Below are 25,008 nucleotides of genomic sequence, written 5' to 3' on the forward strand. Positions count from 1 at the left end.
TCAACCAGCACTCTTGAATGAGTCGTCATCGGCGGAAACATCTCCTGCAGATCCGAGTGAGCGAAGACGGGGTGCAGAATCTTCACGACCCGAGTTCACCGGAGTCGAGTTTTCTCGCTCCTTGGGACCTTGATCTGAGGACACTTTCTGACCCAAGGTAATCGACTCCAGTTTGCCAGAAATCTGGGTCAAGCCTCTTGAATGGGATGCAAGGCTCGCTGTAAGTCGTTCGAGATTTGTTACACCTTCTAGGCTCAACTGCGTTGCGTGCTCAATATTGCCAACTGCTGTAGTAATTTCGTTAATGCCCACACTCTGCTCCTTGGCGGCCATGCTCACGTCTTCCACCCGTGTCTTGATATGCTCAACTTCTTTACGTATCGTGCTAAAGAGTGTCATAACTGATTCGGTTTTTTGCTGACCTACTGCTATCTTTGCTTTATTTGCTTCGAGCAGCTCCGTAACCTGGTTCTTGATACTATCGATCAGGTCTGAAATTGCCCCAGCAGCGACACCACTGGTATCTGCTAGTTTGCTGACTTCATTGGCAACAACTGAAAAGCCCTTGCCATGCTCGCCAGCCTTCGCTGATTCGATGGATGCATTCACCGATAGCAGCTGGGTCTTGAAGACGATATCGTTGATCAGACCCGTCTGTTTCTCAATATCCGACATGAATCGCTTGATATTCTCCAATTGGTTATTGGACTGATCAATCTCTCTCATTGCATCGACTAACTCACTCATCTGCCGGGCCCCCGTATCAACTTGAGTTTCAATTTCGGCGGCGGACTGGGTGGAAAGGGAGGTTTTTTCCAGGGTTGAACTTACCATGCTATTTATTTCAGACATGGAACTTACAGTTTCTTGGACGGAAGCGGCAACGTCCTGAGCGCCTTCAGACATCTTCAAGGCCTCTTGGGAAACCGTTTCCGAATCGTGCCCGAGATTATTCGCCAGAGCACCAACGGAACGGTTTGCGCCCATCAATGGATCCGTGATTTGCTTGGCAAAGATCTTTGCTAAATATAGAATGCCGAGTAAAGCCAACCCAAAGGCCAAGATCAAGGAAATTAAGAGCTGGTTGATCGGTTGGTATACCTCACGGGCAGCTTTTTCGAAAGCAAAGTACCACGGCCCGTTAAATCCAGCGATAGGCCTACCAATCACAAAAACATCGTTTCCAAAGTGATCTTCGAACTGGCCGTAAAGGCTGCGATCATCCTTGATATTCTTGATATAACTGTGCTTCAGAGACACATCACCTTGAAACGATTTTAGACTTTCAAGCTTTTGGTTCTCCTCAATTACATCCGTCAGAAGTTTTTGCTCGTCATTAATTACGAAGGCTTGGGTCGTTTCACCGAACTTTTGAGAAAAATCAGTAACCTTCTGTAAGAACTCAGTGTTTAGCTCGATAGCCACCACGCCCATGACATCACCTCTTGATATCCCCTCAGAAAGGTGCTCAAATTCCGCGTCTGAACGGGTAAGCTGAAAGGCTTTGATCTGATTGCTAGCACGATCGAGGAAGAAGCCCGTGTTGCACAAGGTGCCCGGAGAGTTTGTCAAAGCCTTTTCAAAACACGATGCAAGCGGACTTCCCTTAAGACTTCCCTCTCTCAAATTTTTACCTAAGTTCGGGTTGCTTTCAGGTTTGAGCGTTGCCATGATCACCTGACCTTCCCTAGAGATGAGGAAGATGTCTTGAACTCGATTATCAACTCGGAAAGCTTCAACTCGCTCAAGGTAACGCTGATCGAGCTTCTTGTAGGCTTCGGTATATATGTTATGGTCTTCTCCCACAAAAAAAGCACTACCGTAAAAAGCACTCTCATAGGCGAGAAACAGGCCTTCGATCAGTCGATCTTGGCTCAATTTACGGGAAAACTGAGCATATCGTTCGATGGAGCTTTCGATTTCACTGGTTAGTAGATCGGCCCCTGACTCAAGACTTTTTTCGGCGATGGATTCTACAGTGGACTCCACGACCAACTTGCCAACGACGATAGAAATCGAGACAAAAATCCAGGATAAACCAATGGCAAATAGGAGCAAGCGGGAGTTTAAGCTTAGGGCGCGTAGTTTCTTGTTCATTTTGAGTTCGAGGCCTTTTCAGAAGAAGTCATAACAGCTTTATTTCCAGATTCCTGAGCCAGCGACCCACCCCAGATCACCACCGCAGCGTTTGACAAATGACACTTTCGGAGTGGCTTTTTCTGCACCTGGCTTGGCCCATACATAGTTGACCCAGTCGCCTCCAGCATTGGACTTGGCTGCTTTATCGAATTCAACAAAGAGTAGTTTGCCTTTTTCATCTTTGTTTTTTGTTAAATCACGGCCATTGAGTCTCGGTTTAATAGGGTGTAGCACCATCTTAACGTTACTATCCTGGACCCAAACGTAATTGGAACCGCAGTAGCGAAACTTAGCAACATCCTTGAGAGCGCTCTTACCGTTTGATTCTATCTTGCTGCAAATATCGAGAACAGCCTGTTTAGCCTGCTCTTTCTCACAGTCGATAGCGAATCCAGCACTCGAAAGACTGATTCCCAAAAATCCTAAGCAAATGATTAGATATTGTCGCAACATAGATAACCTCCGTTGGCTCTGATGGGAATTTTATCGGCAGGCATGTTTAAAAGACAAGAAGTATTTTGATAACATTTTTTGGCCGTGACTTTGGTCAAGGTTAAGAAAGAACTAGCTATTTTTTGATACGGTGTCGCCTCTACGACCTGAGGTCAGGTAGCAGAGCCGAGCGATACTGCAAACACAATAGCTAAGAGTGCTTATTTCGCTGAGGTAAAAATTTCAATTATCCGCTCAAAAATATAGCCATACCGTATGAGTTCTTTCTCTAGGAAGCTGGCGATAAAATCATTTTGAACACGGGCTCGCAAACGCTGCTTAGCCTTGATCTTGGGCTTCTCAATTTTTTCGTTTACGGGCACTTCAATGATGAAGTGCGCACCCTGTTTGCACTGCTCAGTCAGAAGCCTGCCCCCATCAAACTCAGGCTTTCATGAACTAGATACAGGCCTAAACCTGCACCTTGGCTTACAGTAGAAAAATCACCACGAGAGAAAGGGCTTTGACCATCTCCCCAATCTTTTGGAAGACCTTTACCGTTATCTCTGATATGAATTTTGAGAGCTTGGTTGTCTAAATAGCAACTCAACGTAGCATGGCAAGATCCCGAGTGCTTGACACTATTTAACACTACACGGCAGATAGCCTTGCTTACTTTCTGAATATCAATGTTCAGGGTCGTGTGATCCGGAGCCGAACCGAACACACGAAACCCTCCCACCAGCAATGGTCGCAAGAAATTTAGGGATAGATGAACAAGTTCACGAGGCGTGGACTTCGTCTTATCGAGGCAGAAGCCTTGTCCAAAACTAGCCTCGAAATCCAAAAGGTCTTCAACTGTTTGTCTTAGTCTCGCATAGGAGTAGTAGAGGTTATCTAGTATCTCAGAAGACTTGAAGGCCCCTGGATTGTAATTCATCAGATCCAACATCGATCCAAGGCCGTGCAGTGGTGTGCGAATGGAATGGCTGAAATGCGCTAAAAAATTTGATCGAAACGCAAGCTCTTGCTCTATCCTTTCCCGAGCTTTTGTTAGCTCCTCCCTACTGCGCTGACGCTCTATTGCAAACTCGATGGTTACTTTTAGTCTCTTCTTGTCAATTCGATTTTTGTTTAGATAGTCCTGCGCCCCTTTTTGGATCGCTTCGATTGCGAGATCATCTTCCTCATGGCCGGAGAGGACGATGATTGGCGTGCCGGTTGAAATCTCTTTAACAGCCAAAAAAGTTGCTATCCCGTAGCTTTCATCGATATTGAGGTCACAAAGAATCACGTCGCAAGGTGTGGCAGCCCATTGTTCGCGAAAACCCCGCAGAGATGTACAATGATGAAAGTCAAATTCACCACCACGCAGACATCGCTTGATCGCGAACAGATCATCTTCGCTGTCTTCGATAACAAAAACATCCATGCTAGCCTCCACCAGCCAAGTTTCGGCTACTCGAAGCGCCTAGTTTAGTGACAGCCAGAGATCTAACTTTTTCCCAGACAAGTCATTGTTGAAAGGCCGCCTTGTTTCGTTGCCCGATATTCCTGAGCTTGTTGTTCAAGGTCCTGGAACGACTTCATCATGACACCAATGCCTCCCAGGGTTTTCCACCATGATTGATTTATTGTTCCCCAGGAAAAGTAATTTTTGGTTGTCAAGTAGTCCTAAAGAAGGATTTTTTTTTAGGCGATAAAAGGAAGGCTTGATGGAGTAAGACTTTGAATCTGACTACTGACAATGAAATTCTAACCGTTTGCATCGCAACTGCTTGCTCCAATCAGGAGGCAACCCTATTATCCCATGGGAGTAAGTTTTTCGATCGACAGATTCTTTGTAGTAGCAGTTCGGCTGTTGAACGCGCCCTTGAGCTTTACGATACCGATCTCTTGGTGATATCAGAGGACTTATCGGATCGAGATCGACAGTCACTCCTTCAAAGAGAACGCCTGGGATCACCATTCACCCCAACCACCATACTAATCGCAAGAGATGCGAAAAATTTTCGTTGGGATCAGAATTCCGATTGCTCCCTATTTGACGTCCTGAGTGATGACCTTTCCTCGGCCGAAAGAGTCTCATCGGCGTTCCGTGCCGTCTCCCAGTATATTCGGCTCCAAAGACAGTTCTCAAGGCTGACAATTCGCGATGCGGAAACTGGGCTTTATAATCGGAATTTTATTGAATTTCATCTGGACTCTGCCCTAGAAAAATTCAAGCAAACCAGCCAGCCACTCACGGTGACACTTCTAAGCTTCTCCTCCCCCGAAGATCAGATCGAGCTAGCCGCAGATTCCATGGAAACTATTATTAATCAAGTAGCTCACCACTTTACCCGCAACATGAGAACCACCGATATTATCTGCAGGGTTGATAAGCAGAAATTTATGATCGTTATGCCTGACACAGATGAAGACAGTGCCTTTGCAGCCATGGGTCGGGTCTTTTTTCGCGGCAAATATCGAAACTGGGGGGATCGAAGCTTCACCACTCGACTGCCCTTCACTGGCACCATATCGTTTGCAAGCTCCCGGACAATACCCGTCACGACTCTCATAGAAATGGCCACAGACAACCTTTGTCATAGCCCCTCAAAGCTTTCCTGGACTCCTGGAGAAGATTGACCACACTCGGAAGAGCCGAGACGTTGACTCCATGATAAGATTTACCTATGATCAGAGAGCTAACAACTGATAGGGCTCGCAGACAATACTAGGTAGGGCTTCCCATGAAACCGTGGATTGCAAATGTTTCTCAAGCAATGTTTGATCTGAATCAACGTACACCACCAACCCTGTGCAGAGCATCCATATTTTCTTGGACCATGACGCTTATCGATAGCCTTTTTCCCAGTCGGTGTGAAAAGCCAATATGTTCACTAGATGCGTGGCAGACTCGTTTTCAAGATCTCGACGAAAGATTGCATAGTATCCTTCAGGATCTTGACTGGCAGACCCAGGACACTTGGGACTCCACATGTGAAGCGTTTTTTTCTTATCTTCCAAGCTGTAAGCATCAGCTCGATCAAGACGCTCAGTTTTTCTTAGAGCAAGACCCTGCAGCGAATTCAGTGCAGGAGGTGGTGCTCTGTTACCCAGGTTTCTATGCCTTGGCTATCCATCGAGTTGCACATAAACTTTATGAGATGAACGTACCTCTCCTACCAAGGGTCCTATCCGAGTTTGCCCACGAAAAAACGGGGATTGATATTCACCCAGGCGCGCAAGTCGACTGCCCCCTGTTTATCGACCATGGGACAGGTATTGTGATCGGCGAGACTGCGATTGTCGGCCATCACGTGAAGATTTTCCAAGGCGTGACACTTGGAGCTCCCTCTGTCAAAAGGAATCTGAGAGGCAAGAAGCGGCATCCGACCATTGGAAATCAGGTTGTTTTGTATGCCAATGCAACCATTCTAGGAGGAGATACCCATATCGGCGATGGCACCATCGTCGGCGGCAGCGCCTGGATCACCGACTCGGTGCCTGCGGGATCTCGGGTTTTAGCAAACTTGCCTAATTGATTTAGGGCCAGCTTTGGCATCTTTCAAGCCCAAAGCTACCTTCCAAACTCGACACATCTTACTTCGTGGACATAGTTTCTGTAACTCAATCAAGAATGGTGATAGACGGCTCACAATCCTAGCTAAATAGCCGAAAGTAAAGGATCAGCATACCGAACAAAAGGAACCCGCGACCCTTGGGTGTATTTAGGTACATATTAATTCTCGCAATCGCATCTATTGCCGACTACAGCATAGGCCAGGAAACGATCTTGCGTGCATCCATCAACCCGCTCAAGTCTGAGCCACTTGGCATCTCTAGTAGGCCTTTAACAGCCAGTGAGATTCAACAAGGAGAAGGCTTAGGTGAATTTCGAGTCAGAAGCTTCAGCAGCGATTACCTTTGGTTCAAGCTTCGCATCAAAAGCGAGAGCCAGGGGTCTGAATGGTTTATTTTGACAAAGCGCTACCTAGATCATGTGATCTTATACTATCAAGATCACCAAGGTCAGTGGGTCAAAGAGGAATCAGGGAATGCTATCCCCCCCGCAAATAGGAGTATCCGATCTCGGCGCCATGGTGTTGCCCTTTCTGTGCCTTCCGATGGAATTGTAGCCTACATGGGACTCAGCTTTGGTAATGCAGCCTCCCTCAATAACTTTATTATCGTCGATCATGCTGGATTGTCTGACAAACTTGAGGAAGAGCGCCTAATCATAGGCCTATTCTGTGGCATCGCCTTCGTTCTATTCGCCTACAACCTATTCTTCTACCTAAGTTTTAAAGACAAGACGTTTATGATGTATGAGCTTTTCGTTGTCACCAGCAGCGTTTCCATCGCCCTTGCAGCTTCTCCCCTAGAGTTTTACATAAGCGAAGCCATCGGCCCTATACCAGGTATCATTAGACTGCTACAGTCCTTCGTTACTATCGTAGCAATGGTTTTTGTCTACTACTATTTGGATCTCAAAAGCCTAGGCCCAAAACGCAATCTTCTATTTAAAATACTATTCGCTGCTGAATGCTTTGTGATTCTAAGCTATCCGTTTCTTGAACTAAAAACTTTTTCTGTGCTGGTGCATATAAGCCCTATAGCGATTATCTATATGATTTACTGTACGGGAGTCAAAGCGTTTCGAGGCGACAGATCAGCACTGATATATCTCTTTGGATTTGGTTCTGTGTCGATCGGAGTTCTTATCAAAGATCTTTATGCTGCTGGCTATATTAACAATGACTTTATCGGTGCCAGTGCCGCTATTTTTGGTGTCGCTATCGAGATGCTTTTTATGTCATTCGCCATGGGATATCGGGTCCGAACAAAAATAACAAGCCTGTTTCATGATCTTGAAGAGAGTCGTAAAGATCTTCAAGTTAAAGTAAAACAGAGAACGGCAGAACTTGAGGAGCGTAACAGCGAGCTTGAGAAAGAGATTAGACTTCACCAAGAAGCGAAAGAAAAAATTAAAGATCAACAGGAACTCTTGATTCAATCAGAAAAGATGTCCAGCCTAGGACTTATGGCTGCTGGTATTGCTCACGAAATCAATAACCCCTTGGCAATAATTTCTGGTTACGCAGAGAACATCGAAAAGCGTATCAGTCGCCCAGAGGCCGATCAAACCGTTATTGGTCCGATGGCTTCGAGGATCCAGCTAACAACGAAAAGGATTACGAAAATCATTCGCGGTTTGCGTGTCTACGCGAGGAATGGTGAGGAAGATCCTTTTGCTCCACATAACTTAGGAGAAATCATCGACGATGTGGTGGCAATTGCGAAAGAGAGAATCACTGATACTCGAATCGATCTAAGATACCAAGAGAGCGATCAGCAGCTCGATATTTCCTGCCGGGCCGAGCAGATTTCGCAAGTAATTTTAAATCTAGTCAATAACTCTATCGATGCCATAGCCCCGAAAGAAGTCCGCTGGATAGATATCCAAATCGGAAGCTCAAACAATATGGCCCAACTGGTTATCACAGATTCAGGCCTAGGTATACCAGAAGATATCCGAAAGCGAGTCTTCGATCCATTTTTTACCACTAAAGAAATCGGTAAAGGTACTGGACTTGGTCTCAGTATCAGTAAAGGAATCGTCGAGGATCATAACGGTGTTCTTGAAATCGATGACCATCACCCGAACACCCGTTTTATCCTGTGCTTTCCCCTACTCGCTGCCTATCAAAAAAATCGTCCAGCCTAGCCAAGATTGACCGCACAAGCTAATTACGAACATGCGACTACGCGCTTCTTCCGATGGCGAACACGGTTGCCAATGCTAGACTCCAGCAAAAATTTGGGAGCTAAAATGAAAGTAAATATTTTCCTAGCGGGGCTAGCAATCGCCTCTGGGTCACAAGGACTAGCAAGTGGAATGGCTGTTCACATGTTTATTGCAGACGAAGCCTTGGAACAGCTAAGTTCGCAAGAACTACAATCTATGCTGGAGAGGCATCGCGACGCCTACCGTATGGGCGCTGTCTACCCCGATACAGGCTATGCCATCAATCATAGTTATGGTGAGCTGTCTCATTGGAGCGACTTCCTCAATCAGTACCAAAAAGTTCTTATGGAAGCCTGCCCAGATCCCTTGAAAAGCGAGGACTGCCAGGCTGCTTGGAGTCATTTTTTCGGTAGCCTATCCCATACGGTTGGCGATATCAATTTCGACAAGTATTTTGTAACAGAAACTGCTCGGCAGGACTTTGATGGTGATATTGGGAAGGCTCAAGAACATACCGACCCTGGCTGCGATTTTCTGGCCATCTTGGATTACAAGCGAGCTTTCGACTATCCCAGGATCGATCAGCCCAACGATATTCTGATCGAGACCTATCGTCGCCTGGGCCTCGAAGTCAGCGAAAGTGAGATTAACCGTGGAGCAAAGACACTCAAGCTAGGCATGGTTGCCGAGCCGATAGGAGCACCCTTTACCTATCTTTACTACAAATTTAAGATGCCATGGGGAAGCCAAAACTATTTTGATGCTAGAGGGGGAGTTCAAGACACTGCTGACCGGCTTGCCATTGTATGGGACTATGTTTGGCAAGGTCTTCAACAAGCAGAGATGAGCAATTTTTCAAATCAAGGCGGATGGCCAGGAGTTAGCTTCTATATCGATGACTTTTCACTCGATGATGCTTTAAGTTTATAAACTAATTGATTGGTGTTAACAGGAGCAAAACCTATGAGACAAGGCTTGGCCTAAAAATTGTGAGAAGAAAGCACAAATCGTACAAAGGCCATTATTTTTTTTGCAGGCAACGAAGTATCATAGGTTTTACTCCCCATCATAGACTGAAGACTCTGCCTCAAGTACTTAACCTAAGGCAGAGTAGAACCGTTGATTAAAGATTCAAGCCAGTCCAGCCTTCAATCCAAGATAAAAAGTAAGGGATGTAGGTATAAACTGAAGACCCACGACATCCCGTTTGTCCGCGCGAGGTTGCACCGACGACCTGAAGCTCACCATTAGTATAGACATAAGCCGGGCCTCCAGAATCGCCATAGCAAGCACCAGTGCCGTTTTCGTATACTGTAAGCTCGTTGCTCGTGGTACTGGAAACACCCACAGAGGTGTAGTATAGCTGACCGCTACCGCCAGATTCGGTTTGACCAAATCCCGCAAGATAAACGGTCTGCCCTGAAATCGACCCCTTGTAGATGCTTACAGGATTATACTTGCTTGGAGCTGACTCAGACAGCTCTACAATGGAAATATCTCCTGGAACACTTTTCGCAAACGAGCCAGTATAATTGGGGTTGGTGGTGTAGTCGCTAGCTCTTACATATGTAAACTCACTGGAATTGCGGCCGAAACCAATATAGAGAGTTCCACCGAATCCTTGCAGACAATGAGCAGCAGAGATCACATGGCGGGAACTAACTAAGGTTCCTGTGCAAAATACACTGCCGTTGCTGCTAACCAGAGCGACGGTAGATTGCTCGATAAGACCATCATCACTAGGAATGCTCCCGTTAATAATATCCAATCCGCTATTCTGCTGCTCACTTCCACATGCACCGAGAACTAACGCCGAGGCTATGACGGCTGCCTTCCATGCTGAATTCATGATCATGTCTAATTTCCTTATTTCTGAACGTTGATAGGGTAGTTCCTGGCCGTTTGGCCAAGTTTCATAGGTTTTTCTCATCTGCGAACTCAGATTTCAAGACCAGATCGTTTAGGAAAATTAACGGTTGGTGTCGACTTCGATACGCTTAGGTATGTTTTCGCCAATTGCAGATAGCAATCTGAAAGGATTAAGGTTGGTAATCATTAGATTTTTCTAATAATGCCCCTATTAATACTGAGAATATAAGTCATGGACAAATACCCTTCTGTTATTCCCTGACACAGTGCAACTACGGCTACTTAATTTACGGAATTGAAACCTCACTTAGGTATTTTCATTAAATTTCCTTCTTCTATCCTTTTGATCATGGAATTAAGTCGTTTTTAACTAAACTCTTGAGCTGAAAGTCCGAACCCCTCAGTGTTGACTAGTCAATTTTTAGAGCAAGGAGCTGGTAAGTCATGGCACAAACTGCGCAAGAAGCTAAACCAGAAACTCCAGAGCCCGAGTATTCAAAAGGTAAACAAGAAGTCACTTCCTCAAATCTGAGCCTGGTTTCAGAATCGAATAACACCCCAGTCCAATCGAAGAAAAAGATCTTTGAAAATTGGTCTCATAATATTCGAGTTCAACCCCGCGAATACTACGAACCAAAAACACTGGATGAACTCCAGTCCTTGGTAGCGAGAAGCTCGAAGATTAAAGCCGTCGGCTCGGGCCACAGCTTTAATTGTCAGGCGTATACGGACCAAACGATGATCTCTCTCAAGCACCTGAATCGAATTCTTGATGTAGACCGTGACAATCGCCGCATCCGCGTCGAGGCAGGCAAGAGCCTTCACGACTTTAATAAAGAAATCGAGTCTTATGGAATGGTACTACCATCGCTTGGAGGTATCGACAAACAAAGCCTAGCTGGAGCGTGTTCCACCGCAACCCACGGCTCTGGGTTGAAGTGGGGAACCCTTAGTGATGAATCTTCGATTTTTGGGATGGAATTGATTCAAGACGACGGCTCTGTGCTTGAACTCCGTGCCGATCGCCCATCTGATCGTGAAGGGCTGATGGCCGCTAGAGTCAACCTAGGAGTACTAGGTATCATTTATGCGATCACATTTAAGCTTGAAGAATCTCGTTGCCTAGAACTTAGATCCAAACCACTATCCCTGGAAGAAGCTCAGGATCAGGGCCACTACCTAAAGAATGATCACTTTGAATATCTCGTCTTTCCTTTTACAGACACTACCGAAGTGACCATGCGAAACCGCACCAGCAAAACCCCAAAGCCTCATCCTATTATAGATTTCTACCATGATATTTTTCTAAAGAACTGGACAGTGGATGGCTTGAATCGTTGCAATGCCAATCTGAATCTGAAGCGCACTCCAGCTTTTGTTAAGTTCCTAGCAGGGATGATTCCTAACGAAAGAAAAGTTTCTATGTCTTGGAAAAACCAACCAGGACCACGGACCGTTCGGTTTTTTCAAGCAGAATACGCTGTAAAGCTTGGCCTCGAAGCTGAGATCCAGCAAGCTCTCGATCAGTTAACGGCTAGCCTTGCCAAGAGTGAAACGTTTTTCGCAAACCTCCCCGTTCAATACCGATTCGTTAAGGGAGATCAAGGCTCTTTCTTAAGTCCCAGTCTTTCTACTGAGCCTATTTGCTACATCAATCTATCATCCCACCTTTCCTACCCCAACTGGCAGACTTTTTTTGAAGAGGCTGAAAAAATTTTGATGCAGTACCAAGCTCGCCCTCAATGGGGCAAGCAATTTTACAACAACCCTGTGATCCAAGGTCTGTATCCAGAATTTGAAGCTTTCATGGAGTTTAAAAAAGCATGGGACCCAAATGGCAAGTTTACGGGGCTATTCTTTGAAAAGCTAGTAGCTGGAGAGAAAAGCCCTTATATAGTGAAGTAAGCAACTCATCAGTTGATATCTTGCAGTAAGTTCGTATTAGGATGATAGCGCTTGGCGCGGACCTCCAACTTTGGTGCCTCTTCAAAGCTATCCGCTCCTGGGTCGATATGAAAGATGGACCAACGTAGGGAATCCCTCTCGACCTTAAGCAAGGCATAGCCATTCAGGTTACCGCCAAAGTCCTGAAAATGATCATTCCAAGTTCGAATCTTATGCTCTACAACCTTATCAATAACTTTTGTTTTTGAGTATGCTAAGCCTAAAGCTCTGGACGCGCGATCCCAAAAGTTCCATTCAGATTGAGGTTTATCGCCTGATGTCTTTGCAAGGGTCGTCGCAAAGTTAGCCGAAGTTACCGACGGTGTCATTAGCTCAAGCCCGATAACTTCGGTGTCTTCAATCTTACTCTGGCTAAAATCCAACTTTATAAACGATGCTAAGTAAGTATGAAAATCTCCAGTCAATACCACAAATCGCTCAAGGCCAGCGTTTTTAACCGCATCTATAATAGTATCTCGTTCACTTTGATATCCATCCCAACCATCGTAGCCGGCTAGATAAGCATAGGTATGCCCTGACCATGGCCCTGTCAGGCCGAACTGGGAAAACAAGGTTTGGTTACCAACGAGCTGCCAACGACATTCTGATTCTGTAACACCATCGATCAGCCACTGCCTTTGCATACTCCCCAGCATCGAGTGTTCGAGCTGATCATCGTCAATTGGCTTCGCATAATCTTTACATGTAATATTTTTACCTATACATGGTTGCTCAGTCCGATATGTGCGGGTATCCATCATAAATAGATCCATGAGATCACCGTAGCGGAAGTTGCGGTATATTCGCAGAAATTGATGAGGGTGTTCTGCCCCATGATCAATATGAACCCTTGCCGGTATATATTCCAGCCACGCTTGTTGCGAGGCCCGTTTGAACCTTCGCTTAGTTTCAGAACTTGCCAGACTTAAGGGGTGGTCTTTTTCAAGCCCTAGGGTGTCTTTTCCGTAGTCCCAATAAGCGTTATTCGCGGTCTCATGATCGTCCCACGTGACGATCCACGTATGATTTTCCATCGCCAGTTGTAAGTTGGGGTCCCGTCGGTAGGTTCGATAGATAGCGCGAAAGTCTTCCAGTGATTCAGCTACCGAACGACCATCAAGGTCAACAGTGCGGACGTGATTGTCTTGCCCTGGATAAGCAGCATATTCATAAATAAAGTCACCCAAGTGAATCACAAAGTCGATCTCCTCAGCTGCCAGATGGCGCAGCGCATAGAAATAGCCTGAGGAGAAGTCTTGACAGGTTAGCAGAGCAAACTGGCAAGCGTTAACCGCTTTACCTGGCTCAGGAAGAGTGCGAAAACGCCCCGTCCGACTCACGACGCCATCATAAATAAAACGATAGAAGTACCTTTGATCGGATTCTAAGAAACTGGCAGCTTCGGCATTTAAATCGATCGATACAGTATAGTCACGATCTGGTATTAGATGCTCGGATTCTACTTCACCAACATATACGAGCTTGTCAAACATAGGGCTCAGCGAGACTTCAAAATAGAGAGATAGGCCGTCTTTCACTCCACTTGCATCGAGTTTTGTCCAAATAACGACCCCATGAGGAGCAGGATCACCAGACGCCACTGAAAGTGGAAATATGGTAGCCGTCGCGGTTGAATTCAATCCTGAAGTTTTGGGTCCAAACGGGCTACCTTGAATGCGAGTATAAGGTGTAAGCAAAGAAAATCCGAATAGCCTGCATAAATCACGTCGGTTAATGCCCATGATGGCTCCTTTGATCACTTCATTTGGAAATGGTGGGCTTTTATTACCGCTTATCCCTGGCTTTTTCAAAGGATTCTTCGCCTAAAAACTAGAATGCTGTTCGCAGACAGTGGGTGGCAATGCAAAGACCCCTTGACCACCAATGACTGCGGTAAGGGGCTCTATAATTTAAAACTTTGCAAAGACAAGGTTAATGAAGACTAACTTAGTTTGCTTTAGTCAAAACCTTACAGAGACTTTAGAAAGGCCACAAGCTGATCTCTCTCTGCTTTACTGAGGCCAAGGACCGCTGCCTTAGCTTTGCCAGCTTCACCTCCGTGCCATAAAATTGCTTCCATAAGAGTTCTTGCTCGGCCATCATGAAGATAGGAGGCCATACCACCAGTCGTCGCCTCTGTAAGTCCTATTCCCCACAAAGGAGGAGTTCTCCACTCTGAAGCTGCGGCTGATTCACCCGGTAGGCTACTACTCAGATTCTCACCCATGTCATGCAATAGGAGATCGCTATAGAGTTGGATGTTCTGTTGTCGAAGCTCAGCAAACGGGTGGTTTTCACCAGTTTTGATCTGTGGTCTATGACAATCGGCGCAACCGATCATTTGAAACAATGCTTCGCCACCTTGCACAGATGGACTTGCCGTGTCTCGACGCGGCGGCACTCCAAGGGTGGAAAGGTAAGTTTCCAGTCGGTCCAACACACCATCATCGATCTCATAGCGTCCATCACTTTCAGGCAGGATTGTTGAACTAACATTCATATCTTCCTTTAAAGCAAGTGCCGCCTGCTGCCGCAGACTCGCTCTTCCTGCCTTCCATCCAAAACGTCCTAGCCGAGGCTCACCATTGACAAGATCTTTAACGACACTGGCCCGGCCTGAGATGCCATTATTATCCCGATCATCCACATCCTCATAGGCCAAGATATCACTTTCATCGATAGCCTCAAGCAGTCCCAAGCCAATCAATGGCGGAGCGGTTCGGATTGAAAAATGCTCAACTGGCTCTTTCGAGTCTATATTTACAGTTGGCTTGCGAAGTTCAAATGGAGTTCCATCGAGAAACTCACCCGCAATTGTTTCATAGCTGATGGTTACAGTACCTTCACCATTACCTGTCAGCCCTTGGGTTTGCAGCTGTCCACCAAAGCTCGGGTGGTCCGTAACTTGCCCATCATCAATAGCACCAACTTTAACTATCAGGTCATGAATCGCTTCACCTTCGTTCGGAGCTAAACTCCTGCCGTTATTTATGTGACACGAGATGCAAGACTCGCGGTTGAGATAAGGTCCAGCAAGACCAACCATATCGGTGAATTCCCTGTTTCTGGGGTCAGAGTGTAGCCCATCGGTAAAGCTTGTGTGAAAGATCCGACGTCCTTCTACAAAAGTCTGTGCGTGGGAAGGGGCTATCTGGTAAGCCATTTGACTTAGCATTCGTTGAGGTTCTGCCGAGAGGTCCGGAGATATGGTTAGAATCCCCCCCGCAAGAGCTTTCTCGGCCAACGGTGCAGACGTTTCTGCCAGTGATGTAGGCTCAGGTAGGCCTCCCGTTGCGTCCCAGGTTACCAATCCAGGTTTTCCCAGAGTCAGCAACCAAGTCCGTGAATAGTAATTTGCATCTCCTCGCATCGTGGTTGGATCTTCAACGCCTCCAACACCATCGACACGACGAAGATTAAAGGTAAATTCGAATTCCATGTCTTGACCTGGCTCTAGTTTGATCGGAGTACCAGCGGTGGAAACTGCCGTCATAGTATGGCGATAGTGAAACTTATCATCGTTGTACTCGGCCGTAACGTCATCAAATAGAATCCCATAATAATAATCAGCAACACTGCTAAGCCCTGAGAAGAAGAATCGCCCCGTTGGCCTCGCGGGTGTATCACCATCCATAGGGTGAATCGTGGTAATGTTGACTGTCACTTCTGGAATACCAGCGGCTGTCTTATCAATAATTTCAACTTCAAACGTTCGTTTTTCGAAGTAGAAGGCCGGGAAACTTCGATACAGCCGAAAGGCTTCACCATCTTCTCGAGCATGCCTTGCTCGGACCCGAGAACCAAAGTAAGTATAGGCCACATCATTTTGGATAAAGGCGATCTCACCCTGCTTTTCGGTATTCGGCCCGTACAGCGGTCGAATCATTGCACCTTCGCTGCTAATCATATCGGGCTTAGGTTGAGATCTTGGAGGAGGAGTTTCAGACTTCTGGTCATCGTTAGAAGCACGACCTAAAATATCAAAATCTTTTTGTGAGCACTGATTCAGAGCTATGGCGAGGCATATCATGCTCATGAGTCTCAAGGTATTCACCAATAGGTTGCTTGGTCTCATCCGTTTTTCCTTTCAGCAGCAGCGAAATTCGGTCGTTGGAACACCAACTTTGATTATGGTTTGTACAAGGCTTTCATCGCTTCGTAAGCCGGTCGCGGCTTGCGATCTATATCCACAATGCCCCACCATTCTTCATTAAAGGTTCGATCAGGATAGGGTCCCCCACCTGGAGCAATCCCGCCGATATCGTGAGTGTCTGCGGACCCATTGCCATCCTTCCACCATTCGTCGCTAAATTCGAACATCGCTCCTCCTAAGACAGGCCCCTTACCCTGGGACGAGTATTGCGCCATGATCTGCTTGGTTAGCTCGACAGCTGCAAAACTTTGATCCATGGGAGCATAACGACCAGCATTATCGCGATCATCAATGGCATCAGCACCGTATTCACCAATGTAAACTGGTTTATTAGTGAGCGTTTTCCAAATATCAAAGACATCGTCGAAAGATGCTGAACGATAGATATTCAACCCCCACAAATCGACATCTAAATCCGCGATCAAACTTGCTTCCGGAATCTCACCATAGTCTGTAGAAATGGGATGTGTTTTATCTTCGGCACGGATCACCTCAATAACTTCTTTAACCCGAGCGATCGAACTATCAAGATTGCCATTGTTGTTGTAGAAGTTGTTGTAGTTCCACTCATTGCCAATCTCCCAAAAAAGAGTGGTCGGATGATCCTTTGTCGCTGCAATCCTAGCGCGGATATCATCATCACTGGTTCCAAAATAATTGAAAGCCGGCACAATGATTTTAATCCCGTACTGATCGATAAGATCGAGCACCTCTGGGTCGACAATCGCATCATAGGGTCGAACCGTATTGAAGCCAGCTTCTGAAATCAATTTAATGTCACGTTCTATATAGGCTAAGTCAAATGCGGGACCTCCTCGACGAAACGCTACCCCCTCAGGATGACGATAGCCTTTTTTTACAGGATTCCAGCAGATCGCTTTGATATCAAAGGGCTTGCCGTCGACCATGAGAACTTGCTTGTCGAGACTCACTCCTATACTGGGCTCTTGAGTTTGGTCATTGCTACTTGGGTCATTAGCCGGTTCCTCAGTAGTATCTTTCTCACCACTAAGCTCATCACTCTTGTTTCGCGGGCCCTCATCGGCGACCTCGGAAGGGTTTGAAGCTTCGTTCGACTCAAAGATTCGCGGACGAATCATATCGGGAGATGCCATACATGAACTTATCAGCAAGGCTAGCAGCATCAGGTCAATCAATCGTTTCATTCAGTGCTCCACTAGTGTGTTGTTTGCCAGCATAAGTATTGCAATTCAAATGCCGCCCCTCACCCCCGCATTCAATAGTTTTCATATACGATGTAGCTCCCTATTATCACAAGGCATTTTACCTTATCAAGCATTTGTAATTGGAGCCTGTAGCCAGGCCTTAGTGAAGTTTTTAACGGGAACTGGATGTCAGTGCGGACCAGTTTTATTTGGGATTTTAAGCTTTTGGCAAGAAGTCGAAAGATTCGATGGTAAGTTTTTGGAAGCTATTAATTCCTACAAATACTAAACCTTAGACATAAACAACACGTTTAGCTTGCAGATGCGTGTTCCCCTTCTTCAACGAAGCAATATTCAAGCAAGACCTCTTTGAGCTTCTTACGACTGAGAGGCTTTGCAAGAAAGCCAGACATACCTGCATCCAGGCACTGCTGCTTGTCAGACTCAAATGCATTCGCTGTCATAGCTACGATTGGTGGTGCCTGATCCCCTAGCATGCCAATGATCCTACGAGTTGCCTCGATACCGTTCATCTTTGGCATTTGCATATCCATCAAGACAAGATCGTATCGAGCCTTTTCGATGTATGACAGTGCCTCTAAGCCATTTTTCGCCAGGTCAAAGGCCAGTTTTTCTTTATCCAATATAAGGCTAATCAGCTGATAATTGGCTTCATTATCTTCAACCACCAAAACTCTAGCCTCCTGCTTCGCATTCAGTGGCCTCCGGCTTTCCAAGGATTGGGCCTTGTCTGAAAGAACCTTCAGGTTGAGGCTGAACTGAAAGCTACTGCCCTGCCCTTGCACGCTTTGACAGCTAATCTCCGCGCCCATTAATTCAGCAAGACGTTGGGAAATCACCAGGCCCAGGCCGGTGCCCCCATAGTCACGGCTAATATGACGATTTCCTTGTGAAAATGGCTTGAAAAGCATTTTTTGTTCTTCATCGCTCATGCCGATCCCTGAATCGGCTACGGAAAAATGCAAGCCCACCGTTTCACCATCTACATACATCTTTGTTACGGATAGCTTCACAAAGCCTGCTCGGGTAAATTTTAAGGCATTACCCATAAAGTTCATGAGGATCTGTTTGATACGGCTGTCGTCCCCCTCTAAAACATCAGGTATGCTTGAATCCAAATCAACCACGAACTGCAAACCTTTTTCTTCAAGAGGTCCGCGAAACATTTCCGTGATCGAGACAAGCATCGATTTGAATCGAAAGGGCCGAACCACAATCTCAAGTTTTCCAGCCTCAATTTTAGAGAGATCCAGGATATCATTGATCAGCACCATCAAAGAATCGCTACAGTTCACCACAGTTGATGCCAATCGGCGCTGCTCATCGCTCAGCTCGGTTTCAAGTAGTAAGTGAGACATTCCTATGATGCCATTTAATGGAGTGCGGATCTCATGGCTCATATTGGCTAGAAACAGGGTTTTCGCATCGTTTGCCCGCAATGCACGGTTGTGTGACGCGTGAATCTGTTCCAAATAAAGCTCTAGCTTTTTGTCTCGTGCTTCAAAAGCATCCACAAGATGGCCAATCTCATCATGTTGAGGGCTCTCTTGCAAGTCATGTTCACCCGCCACAACTTTTTTGTATAGATCCCTGATTGGCTTTGAAATACTTTCTGCTAGTCTGCGTGCCACCAGTAGGGTAACCACGAGAATCAGCACACCAGAACAAAGAACAACTAAGATGAGTTTGGCAACTGGCTCGATGTAAACCTCTAGGGGCACCAAACCGACGACCGTGAGATTGAGTTGACTTAAGAGGCCATCTCCTTCCAATTCAAGTTCGTGGCGAAGCATCCATTTGTCATCGGCACTTGGTCCCACTGCCAAACGTCGCCCGTTGTGGAGGTACTCATAGTGAAAGCCATCACCGATAGGTGTGGCAGAGTTAAAATAGGGTGCTAGTTTGATTTCGACAACAAGCCCCCCACGAAGTATTCCATCCGATCGCACAGGTTGAAATACGATGACGGATTCTAGCCCATTTTTTTCGATACTGAGCAACTGCCTATCTAGGCTGATACCTTGATTGATGTAGCTTCGCCCTAAAGGCACTCCTTCGTGCTGATCGAAACGATAGATGGATCGCCCACGGTAATCGACAACTTCAACGGCCTGAATTCCTTCGATATCCATCACACTAAGGGGGAGACTGACCTGATAGGCCTCTAACCTACTAGGGTTTGTAAGCATCCTTTCTACTTGCGGTGATCGTGCATCACTGTCAACAATATCAAGAGCCTGATGAATGCGATTTTCAAGAATGACCGTTTGGATCAGGTTTTTTTCCCGAATCGATCTATTGATTTCAGTATCTTTGATGTGAAAAATTAGAACAGAAGCCATAAACAGCGTGATCAGCAAGGAAGCTGAAACCAGGAGACTTAAGTGTGAGCTTATTCGCTTTTGGATTCGTCTACTCTGCACCTAGAATTCCATGTACCAGATTGTTGTTATGCCGTTCAAAAATATCATCGCCTCAATGGTATCGTCTCTTTTGGCTAGCCTTTGTCGTCGGTAGCCGCAGATCTAACCCGTTAACATAACGGTTATAATGGCTACAAAGATTTTTTCCGTGGGAGCCCTTTAGCAGCACGCCGATAGCTTTCCTGTCGGTTAGCTATGGTAGTTCATCACCAATTTCGATCTAGGTTGTCATGGTTTCGCTAGCTTAGCCTAAAAACTGTATTATTTCAGAATGGTAGAAGACTAACGATTTCGTAAAGTTTGCCTGTAAAACACCGACAACGGCTAGGTAAGGCAAAAAACAAGGCTGACCTTCGATCAATAGGAGCAATTATGCCAAGCTCGGATGGGAAACTAAGAATCCTGATTGTCGATGATTCCCCCACGATTCGAAAAAACCTCGTCCAAACCTTAGAAAGCTTCGACTTTGATGTCGTCGCCGCAGCGGATGGCGAAGAAGGTGTCAGTCATGTCGCGAAAGATCACGGCATCGATATGGTTATCACGGATGTTCATATGCCCAAGCTTGATGGTATCGAGATGACTCAAAAAATAGTGTCTCAGGGATTTAATAAACCTATCGTCGTCCTCACTCAGGAGCGACGGGATGAGTTCGTCCAGAAAGCACGTGCTGCAGGAGCTACTGGCTGGATGGTAAAGCCATTTCATCGGGATGAAGTGATCTCGGTGGTACGTCATGCCCTGAAATTATCTGCCTAAGCCCGTGTTTCCTCAAAATCTAGCTTACAGAACAACTTGATCTGTTAGCTCTAGCCAAAGATTTAGATTTATCCTAGCTTTATAAGTGAAGGTACCTCGCAGCTCTCAAACTGCGGTGCCCCCAATAGGCTCTTTTGCGCCGTTCAGGTTTGACAGAATGAAATTCGAATAGGAACCTCATTCATTTCAAGATCTGGGTTTGACTCCTCAATTGGTAGATCGAAAAATGATGGGTTTCCTTAGCAAGACGTCATAGGGTCCATAGCTTGGCTAAGCTATGGATTTTTTTTAAGTCATTTTCTAGTACAAATAGGTGGGAGCATTGTTTGCACCTCGGTAGAAGTGCCAATACAACTCTCCATTTCAAGTGATCAGGAACCCACAGTGGACGGAAAGTTGTCGATCTGTCAGATCTTTTCTACTTTCCGTAAGGTAATCGTTCGCGGCTTTAGGGCGCGGTGACTGATTGTCGATCTTGGACTCATAGAGCAAAGGAGCGGTAGAGGGCGCAATCTTTCATGAGGAGGTGCCCCATGTCTAAAATTTTAGTCGTTGATGATGTTGTTCAAATGCAGGAATTGGTGATTCAAATTGCAGAAACCCAGGGCATTAAAGGCCATGGGGTTAGCAATAGCCGGAAGGCACTCCAATTCCTTCAAGATGTCGATGACATCTCCTTGATCTTTCTTGATATCAACCTTGAAGGTGAATCTGGCTTCAGTTTATGCAAGCGTATCCGTGCCGAGCCCGAGTTGGCTGATACGAAAATTTGCTTCATCAGCGGTCATCGTGAGAAGCAGTACGTGCTAAAAGCACTATCAGAAGGGGGTAATGACTACCTCATCAAGCCAATTGACCCTCTTTCTGTAATCGAAAAACTCAATCGCTTTGTCAAAAACAACTCATCCAGTCAATTTGTTTGGTGCGACGCCTCCCTTGTCGCCATTCCCCAAGGATTTCCCTTCAAGTTGGAGTTGCACGTTCACAAGATCTCGGAAGGAGGATTGAAGTTGACCTCACCAATCGAATTTGAAAAGTCTGCGGTTTTCGATCTTGAACTACCATACTTCTCCCGCAAAAAGGGCGAAGGCTGCTTATTCACCTGCGAGATCACACATTGCAAAAAACAAAAACAGAGTTACAACGTCGATGTAAATTTTGTCGGGATTTCGGAAAACTTCGCACAGATGATCCGTGAGGAAACCGTCAAACAAGTGCCATTGGAGGATTAACATGAGGCTGATTTTCGTTCTCGCCATATTGGGTTTCAACTTTTCCGCAGAGTCTCGAACGATTAGTTTTGGAATTGTTCCTCAACAGTCGGCCTCCACATTAGCTGAAAAGTGGCTCCCTATCTGTAAAATTTTAAGTGAGCAAACTGGCCTTGCCATAACATTCAAGACTGCGCCCGACATTCCAACATTCGAGCGTCGATTAGCAGAAGGTGCCTATGACTTGGCCTACATGAATCCATATCACTTCGTGACCTTCCACAAGACCCCCGGATATCAGGCCTTAGCCAAGGCCAAGGCCAAGCGAATCAAGGGAATTTTGGTAACCCGGAAAAGCAGTCATGTTCATTCTCTCACGGATCTTCAAGGGGCGCGGCTAGCATTCCCATCACCTGCCGCATTTGCCGCTAGTATTCTGCCTCGATCGGAACTAGCGCAGCAGAAAATTTCATTTTCTCCCCACTACGTTAGCTCCCACGACTCTGTCTATCGAGCAGTTGCCAAAGGCTTGTTTCCGGCTGGGGGCGGCGTCATACGAACGTTCAATACTATAGACCCTACAATCCGCGAGCATTTAAGAATCGTCTGGACCACCAAGCCATACACCCCTCATGCTATCGCAGTAAGGCCAGATATGAGTGATTCCGTTAGAACGAAGCTCCAAAACGCACTTCAAGCCTTAGATACGTCCCCAAAAGGCCGCGATGCTCTCAGTAGCATAAGCATCAAGGGCTTCGAAGTAGCACACAATGAAGACTGGGATGATGTGCGAGCACTTGCCATCACCGAAATCAAGCAGTAGGTAAACTTTATGTCGTTTCGATTTAAAACAATCCTCGGAATCGCCACCATCGAGTTCGTCTTGGTTGTCATCTTAGTGGGTAAGAATCTCTTTAACCTTCGAGAACAAGGTGAACAGGAACTTACCGATCGCGCCCATACTATCGCCAAGCTATTTACCACCATTGCCAAAGATGCTGTCATATCGTACGATCTAGCTACTCTTCAGGATTACGTTGAGCAGATTACGATCAATGACGATGTTCTATACGCCCGCATCCACAGTTCGCAGGGAGTTTTAGCTCAGTGGGGCCAACGCCAACAGCTCGACAAAACCTTCCAGGAAGATAGCTCCTTTGAAAGTGTTCAGGATGGTGTTTTTGATGTTAAAGCTGTCATTCATCAAGGAAAAAAGACTTTTGGTGTGGTTGAGTTGGGGATATCCATGGCTGCCTTTGAGCAGCGCTACACTGAAGCCAAGAATCAAGCTATCAGTATTGCGGTTATGGGCCTTAGTCTATCGGCTCTGTTTTCGTTCCTGCTAGGCACTATACTGACAGGCCGACTGAAAGATATCCGCGAAGCATCTCGTTCTATAGCTCAAGGAAATTGGGATATCCATATTTCCGAGCGAGGGCATGACGAACTGTCTGAAACAGCGCAAGCCTTTAACTACATGTCTCGCAGCTTGCGACATACGGTAACAGATTTAAAGGTACAAATGGCCAAAGCTGACAAAGCCAATCAGGCGAAAAGCCTTTTTCTTGCCAACTTAAGCCACGAAATCAGAACCCCGCTCAACTCAATTATCGGTTTGACTAGCTTGATCAAGAACGAAGCCTCCTATGAGGGCGATAAGATCCATAAGATAGAGATGTCGAGCCAGGCACTTCTTGCTCAAGTCAACGACATCCTGGACTTCAGCAAGATTGAGGCCGGCGAATTCACCCTGGACAAGACCAATTTCAATATCAAGTCTCTGCTTGAAGATACTGCCTCCATCTATAAAGAAAGCATCCAATCAAAAGGACTCGATTATAAGGTCAAGGTTCATGAAAGCCTCGATTGTTTTGTGGTGTCAGATATGTATCGTCTCAGGCAAGTGGTGAACAATCTGCTGAGCAATGCCCTGAAATTCACCTCCCGTGGTTTCATTGAAGTTCACAGCAAAACTTTGAAGCAGGATGCCACGTCGATCACCTTCGAAGTCTCAGTTCGAGACACAGGAATAGGTATACCAACCGCCAAACTTGAGCAGCTTTTTAAACCGTTCTCCCAAGCTGACATCTCCACCACTCGACGCTTTGGAGGCACGGGCTTAGGCCTTTCCATCTGCAAAGAGATCGTTTCGTTTCTAGGGGGGGAGCTAACGGTCTCAAGCGCCCATAAAGTGGGTTCTAACTTTTCTTTTGCCATCACAGTGCTGAAAGGGGAGGCTCCGCCAGTAGAAGACGTTCGTCGTGAAGAGGCGACCGCTCCCTTGCGTATCCTCGTCGTTGAAGATAACGAGATGAACCAAGATCTCATGGCAAGTCTGCTGGACAGTCTTGGCCATGAAGCAGATTTTGCAGAAAATGGTTTGGTAGCGACAGAGAAGTTTAAGGAATCTTCCTACGATCTGGTCTTTATGGATTGCCAGATGCCGGTCATGGATGGCTTTACCAGTGCGGACAAAATAAGAAGCTACGAGATCGATGCAAACCGCGATCCTGTGCCAATCATCGCTCTAACCGCCAATGCCTTAGCGAAGGACAGGCAGCGATGCATTGACATTGGTATGAACGACTATGTCTCTAAACCAGTCACGATCGACACTATCCGAGGAGTTATAGCAAACTACGGACCTGAAACATCAGCTGCTGGTAGCTTGACAGCTGAGGTTCAAGAAAAGAAAGACCTACCTCCCCTCGCCAGTGATCATCTCGATCTTAAAGCGATCGCGATGCTTCGCTCCCTTTGCACGGATAAGAACCCACACTTTCTTGAAAAGCAGGTGGAGCAGTTCAACAATGCTCTGACGCAAGTCCAGCCAGAATTTGACCGCTACCTCAAAAGCCAAGACTTTACAGCGCTCAAGGAATCAGCCCATAAGTTCAAGACGTCCTGCGGGATCGTTGGAGCTCGGCAGCTGGTCTCACTATGCCAAAAACTCGAAGCATCTTGTATGGAGAAGGATTCTCAGCTGAGCCAGGTCACGATCGATCAAATATCAAGCGAAGGCCCTCAGGTGCAGTCTTACCTAGCCGAGGAAGTGAAGCGGGTACTCTAAGGCCATAGAATCGACATTTTTTGACCTACTTTTTGTGCCAAGCAAAGAGCCGTCGCACAAAGGCCTTGATCGTGCTAAGTCTTAAAT

The 25,008-nt window shown here is 46.2% G+C and carries 17 protein-coding genes; 9 read left to right on the forward strand and 8 right to left on the reverse strand.

The window, feature by feature from the left end:
* From B9N89_RS05335 to B9N89_RS05345, 3 genes are all read right to left on the reverse strand, one after another.
* The gene (locus B9N89_RS05335) at positions 1-2,097 is read right to left on the reverse strand and encodes a methyl-accepting chemotaxis protein (RefSeq protein WP_132316085.1); all 2,097 of its coding nucleotides are present in this window, start codon (positions 2,095-2,097) and stop codon (positions 1-3) included.
* A 39-nt stretch (positions 2,098-2,136) separates the two neighbouring features.
* Positions 2,137-2,592, reverse strand: a complete 456-nt coding sequence (locus B9N89_RS05340) for a cache domain-containing protein (protein WP_132316083.1) — start codon at positions 2,590-2,592, stop codon at positions 2,137-2,139.
* A gap of 400 nt (positions 2,593-2,992) precedes the next feature.
* Positions 2,993-4,003: a hybrid sensor histidine kinase/response regulator gene (locus B9N89_RS05345; RefSeq protein ID WP_132316081.1), complete on the reverse strand. Its 1,011-nt coding sequence runs from the start codon at positions 4,001-4,003 to the stop codon at positions 2,993-2,995.
* Positions 4,004-4,299: 296 nt separating this feature from the next.
* Between B9N89_RS05345 and B9N89_RS05350 the strand changes: the two genes are divergently transcribed.
* The 4 genes from B9N89_RS05350 to B9N89_RS05365 all read left to right on the forward strand — a co-directional run bounded on the left by B9N89_RS05350 (position 4,300) and on the right by B9N89_RS05365 (position 9,235).
* Positions 4,300-5,202, forward strand: coding sequence for a GGDEF domain-containing protein (locus tag B9N89_RS05350; RefSeq protein ID WP_132316079.1), 903 nt, complete (start codon positions 4,300-4,302; stop codon positions 5,200-5,202).
* Positions 5,203-5,306: 104 nt separating this feature from the next.
* Positions 5,307-6,101: a serine O-acetyltransferase gene (locus B9N89_RS05355; RefSeq protein ID WP_132316077.1), complete on the forward strand. Its 795-nt coding sequence runs from the start codon at positions 5,307-5,309 to the stop codon at positions 6,099-6,101.
* A gap of 176 nt (positions 6,102-6,277) precedes the next feature.
* Complete coding sequence (locus B9N89_RS05360) at positions 6,278-8,284, forward strand: sensor histidine kinase (protein ID WP_132316075.1); 2,007 nt, start codon at positions 6,278-6,280, stop codon at positions 8,282-8,284.
* Positions 8,285-8,389: 105 nt separating this feature from the next.
* Positions 8,390-9,235, forward strand: coding sequence for a zinc dependent phospholipase C family protein (locus B9N89_RS05365; protein ID WP_159455162.1), 846 nt, complete (start codon positions 8,390-8,392; stop codon positions 9,233-9,235).
* 193 nt (positions 9,236-9,428) lie between these two features.
* Here B9N89_RS05365 and B9N89_RS05370 read toward each other — a convergent pair whose 3' ends face one another.
* On the reverse strand, positions 9,429-10,160 hold the full coding sequence (locus B9N89_RS05370; RefSeq protein WP_159455163.1) for a S1 family peptidase: 732 nt from the start codon (positions 10,158-10,160) through the stop codon (positions 9,429-9,431).
* Positions 10,161-10,618: 458 nt separating this feature from the next.
* Between B9N89_RS05370 and B9N89_RS05375 the strand changes: the two genes are divergently transcribed.
* Positions 10,619-12,079 carry a D-arabinono-1,4-lactone oxidase gene (locus B9N89_RS05375; RefSeq protein ID WP_132316069.1) on the forward strand — a complete coding sequence of 487 codons (1,461 nt, stop codon included), beginning with the start codon at positions 10,619-10,621 and terminating at the stop codon, positions 12,077-12,079.
* 8 nt (positions 12,080-12,087) lie between these two features.
* Here B9N89_RS05375 and B9N89_RS05380 read toward each other — a convergent pair whose 3' ends face one another.
* From B9N89_RS05380 to B9N89_RS05395, 4 genes are all read right to left on the reverse strand, one after another.
* A complete protein-coding gene (locus B9N89_RS05380; RefSeq protein WP_132316067.1) occupies positions 12,088-13,860 on the reverse strand; it encodes an alkaline phosphatase D family protein in 1,773 nt (590 codons plus the stop codon).
* 227 nt (positions 13,861-14,087) lie between these two features.
* Entirely contained in the window at positions 14,088-16,193 is a 2,106-nt protein-coding gene (locus tag B9N89_RS05385; RefSeq protein WP_132316065.1) for a di-heme oxidoreductase family protein, read from the reverse strand.
* A 53-nt stretch (positions 16,194-16,246) separates the two neighbouring features.
* Complete coding sequence (locus tag B9N89_RS05390; RefSeq protein WP_132316063.1) at positions 16,247-17,437, reverse strand: glycoside hydrolase family 2 TIM barrel-domain containing protein; 1,191 nt, start codon at positions 17,435-17,437, stop codon at positions 16,247-16,249.
* 311 nt (positions 17,438-17,748) lie between these two features.
* The gene (locus tag B9N89_RS05395; RefSeq protein WP_132316061.1) at positions 17,749-19,800 is read right to left on the reverse strand and encodes a response regulator; all 2,052 of its coding nucleotides are present in this window, start codon (positions 19,798-19,800) and stop codon (positions 17,749-17,751) included.
* 453 nt (positions 19,801-20,253) lie between these two features.
* On the opposite strand from B9N89_RS05395, the gene B9N89_RS05400 reads away from it, so the two are divergent.
* From B9N89_RS05400 to B9N89_RS05415, 4 genes are all read left to right on the forward strand, one after another.
* Positions 20,254-20,640, forward strand: coding sequence for a response regulator (locus tag B9N89_RS05400; protein ID WP_132316060.1), 387 nt, complete (start codon positions 20,254-20,256; stop codon positions 20,638-20,640).
* Positions 20,641-21,173: 533 nt separating this feature from the next.
* The gene (locus B9N89_RS05405; RefSeq protein WP_159455164.1) at positions 21,174-21,872 is read left to right on the forward strand and encodes a response regulator; all 699 of its coding nucleotides are present in this window, start codon (positions 21,174-21,176) and stop codon (positions 21,870-21,872) included.
* A 1-nt stretch (position 21,873) separates the two neighbouring features.
* A complete protein-coding gene (locus B9N89_RS05410; RefSeq protein WP_132316058.1) occupies positions 21,874-22,674 on the forward strand; it encodes a phosphate/phosphite/phosphonate ABC transporter substrate-binding protein in 801 nt (266 codons plus the stop codon).
* Between the two features lie 9 nt (positions 22,675-22,683).
* Positions 22,684-24,921 carry an ATP-binding protein gene (locus tag B9N89_RS05415; protein WP_132316057.1) on the forward strand — a complete coding sequence of 746 codons (2,238 nt, stop codon included), beginning with the start codon at positions 22,684-22,686 and terminating at the stop codon, positions 24,919-24,921.
* Positions 24,922-25,008 lie beyond the last annotated feature (87 nt).

The sequence above is a fragment of the Pseudobacteriovorax antillogorgiicola genome (genome assembly GCF_900177345.1).
Taxonomy (GTDB): domain Bacteria; phylum Bdellovibrionota_B; class Oligoflexia; order Oligoflexales; family Oligoflexaceae; genus Pseudobacteriovorax; species Pseudobacteriovorax antillogorgiicola.

Excerpts from the sequence above, each read along its gene's own strand:
- B9N89_RS05395 (WP_132316061.1), bottom strand. The coding sequence starts at position 19,800 with ATGGCTTCTGTTCTAATTTTTCACATCAAAGATACTGAAATCAATAGA.
- B9N89_RS05415 (WP_132316057.1), top strand. The coding sequence starts at position 22,684 with ATGTCGTTTCGATTTAAAACAATCCTCGGAATCGCCACCATCGAGTTC.
- B9N89_RS05380 (WP_132316067.1), bottom strand. The coding sequence starts at position 13,860 with ATGGGCATTAACCGACGTGATTTATGCAGGCTATTCGGATTTTCTTTG.
- B9N89_RS05365 (WP_159455162.1), top strand. The coding sequence starts at position 8,390 with ATGAAAGTAAATATTTTCCTAGCGGGGCTAGCAATCGCCTCTGGGTCA.
- B9N89_RS05345 (WP_132316081.1), bottom strand. The coding sequence starts at position 4,003 with ATGGATGTTTTTGTTATCGAAGACAGCGAAGATGATCTGTTCGCGATC.
- B9N89_RS05370 (WP_159455163.1), bottom strand. The coding sequence starts at position 10,160 with ATGATCATGAATTCAGCATGGAAGGCAGCCGTCATAGCCTCGGCGTTA.
- B9N89_RS05385 (WP_132316065.1), bottom strand. The coding sequence starts at position 16,193 with ATGAGACCAAGCAACCTATTGGTGAATACCTTGAGACTCATGAGCATG.
- B9N89_RS05375 (WP_132316069.1), top strand. The coding sequence starts at position 10,619 with ATGGCACAAACTGCGCAAGAAGCTAAACCAGAAACTCCAGAGCCCGAG.
- B9N89_RS05405 (WP_159455164.1), top strand. The coding sequence starts at position 21,174 with ATGTCTAAAATTTTAGTCGTTGATGATGTTGTTCAAATGCAGGAATTG.
- B9N89_RS05355 (WP_132316077.1), top strand. The coding sequence starts at position 5,307 with ATGAAACCGTGGATTGCAAATGTTTCTCAAGCAATGTTTGATCTGAAT.
- B9N89_RS05390 (WP_132316063.1), bottom strand. The coding sequence starts at position 17,437 with ATGAAACGATTGATTGACCTGATGCTGCTAGCCTTGCTGATAAGTTCA.
- B9N89_RS05340 (WP_132316083.1), bottom strand. The coding sequence starts at position 2,592 with ATGTTGCGACAATATCTAATCATTTGCTTAGGATTTTTGGGAATCAGT.
- B9N89_RS05400 (WP_132316060.1), top strand. The coding sequence starts at position 20,254 with ATGCCAAGCTCGGATGGGAAACTAAGAATCCTGATTGTCGATGATTCC.
- B9N89_RS05335 (WP_132316085.1), bottom strand. The coding sequence starts at position 2,097 with ATGAACAAGAAACTACGCGCCCTAAGCTTAAACTCCCGCTTGCTCCTA.
- B9N89_RS05410 (WP_132316058.1), top strand. The coding sequence starts at position 21,874 with ATGAGGCTGATTTTCGTTCTCGCCATATTGGGTTTCAACTTTTCCGCA.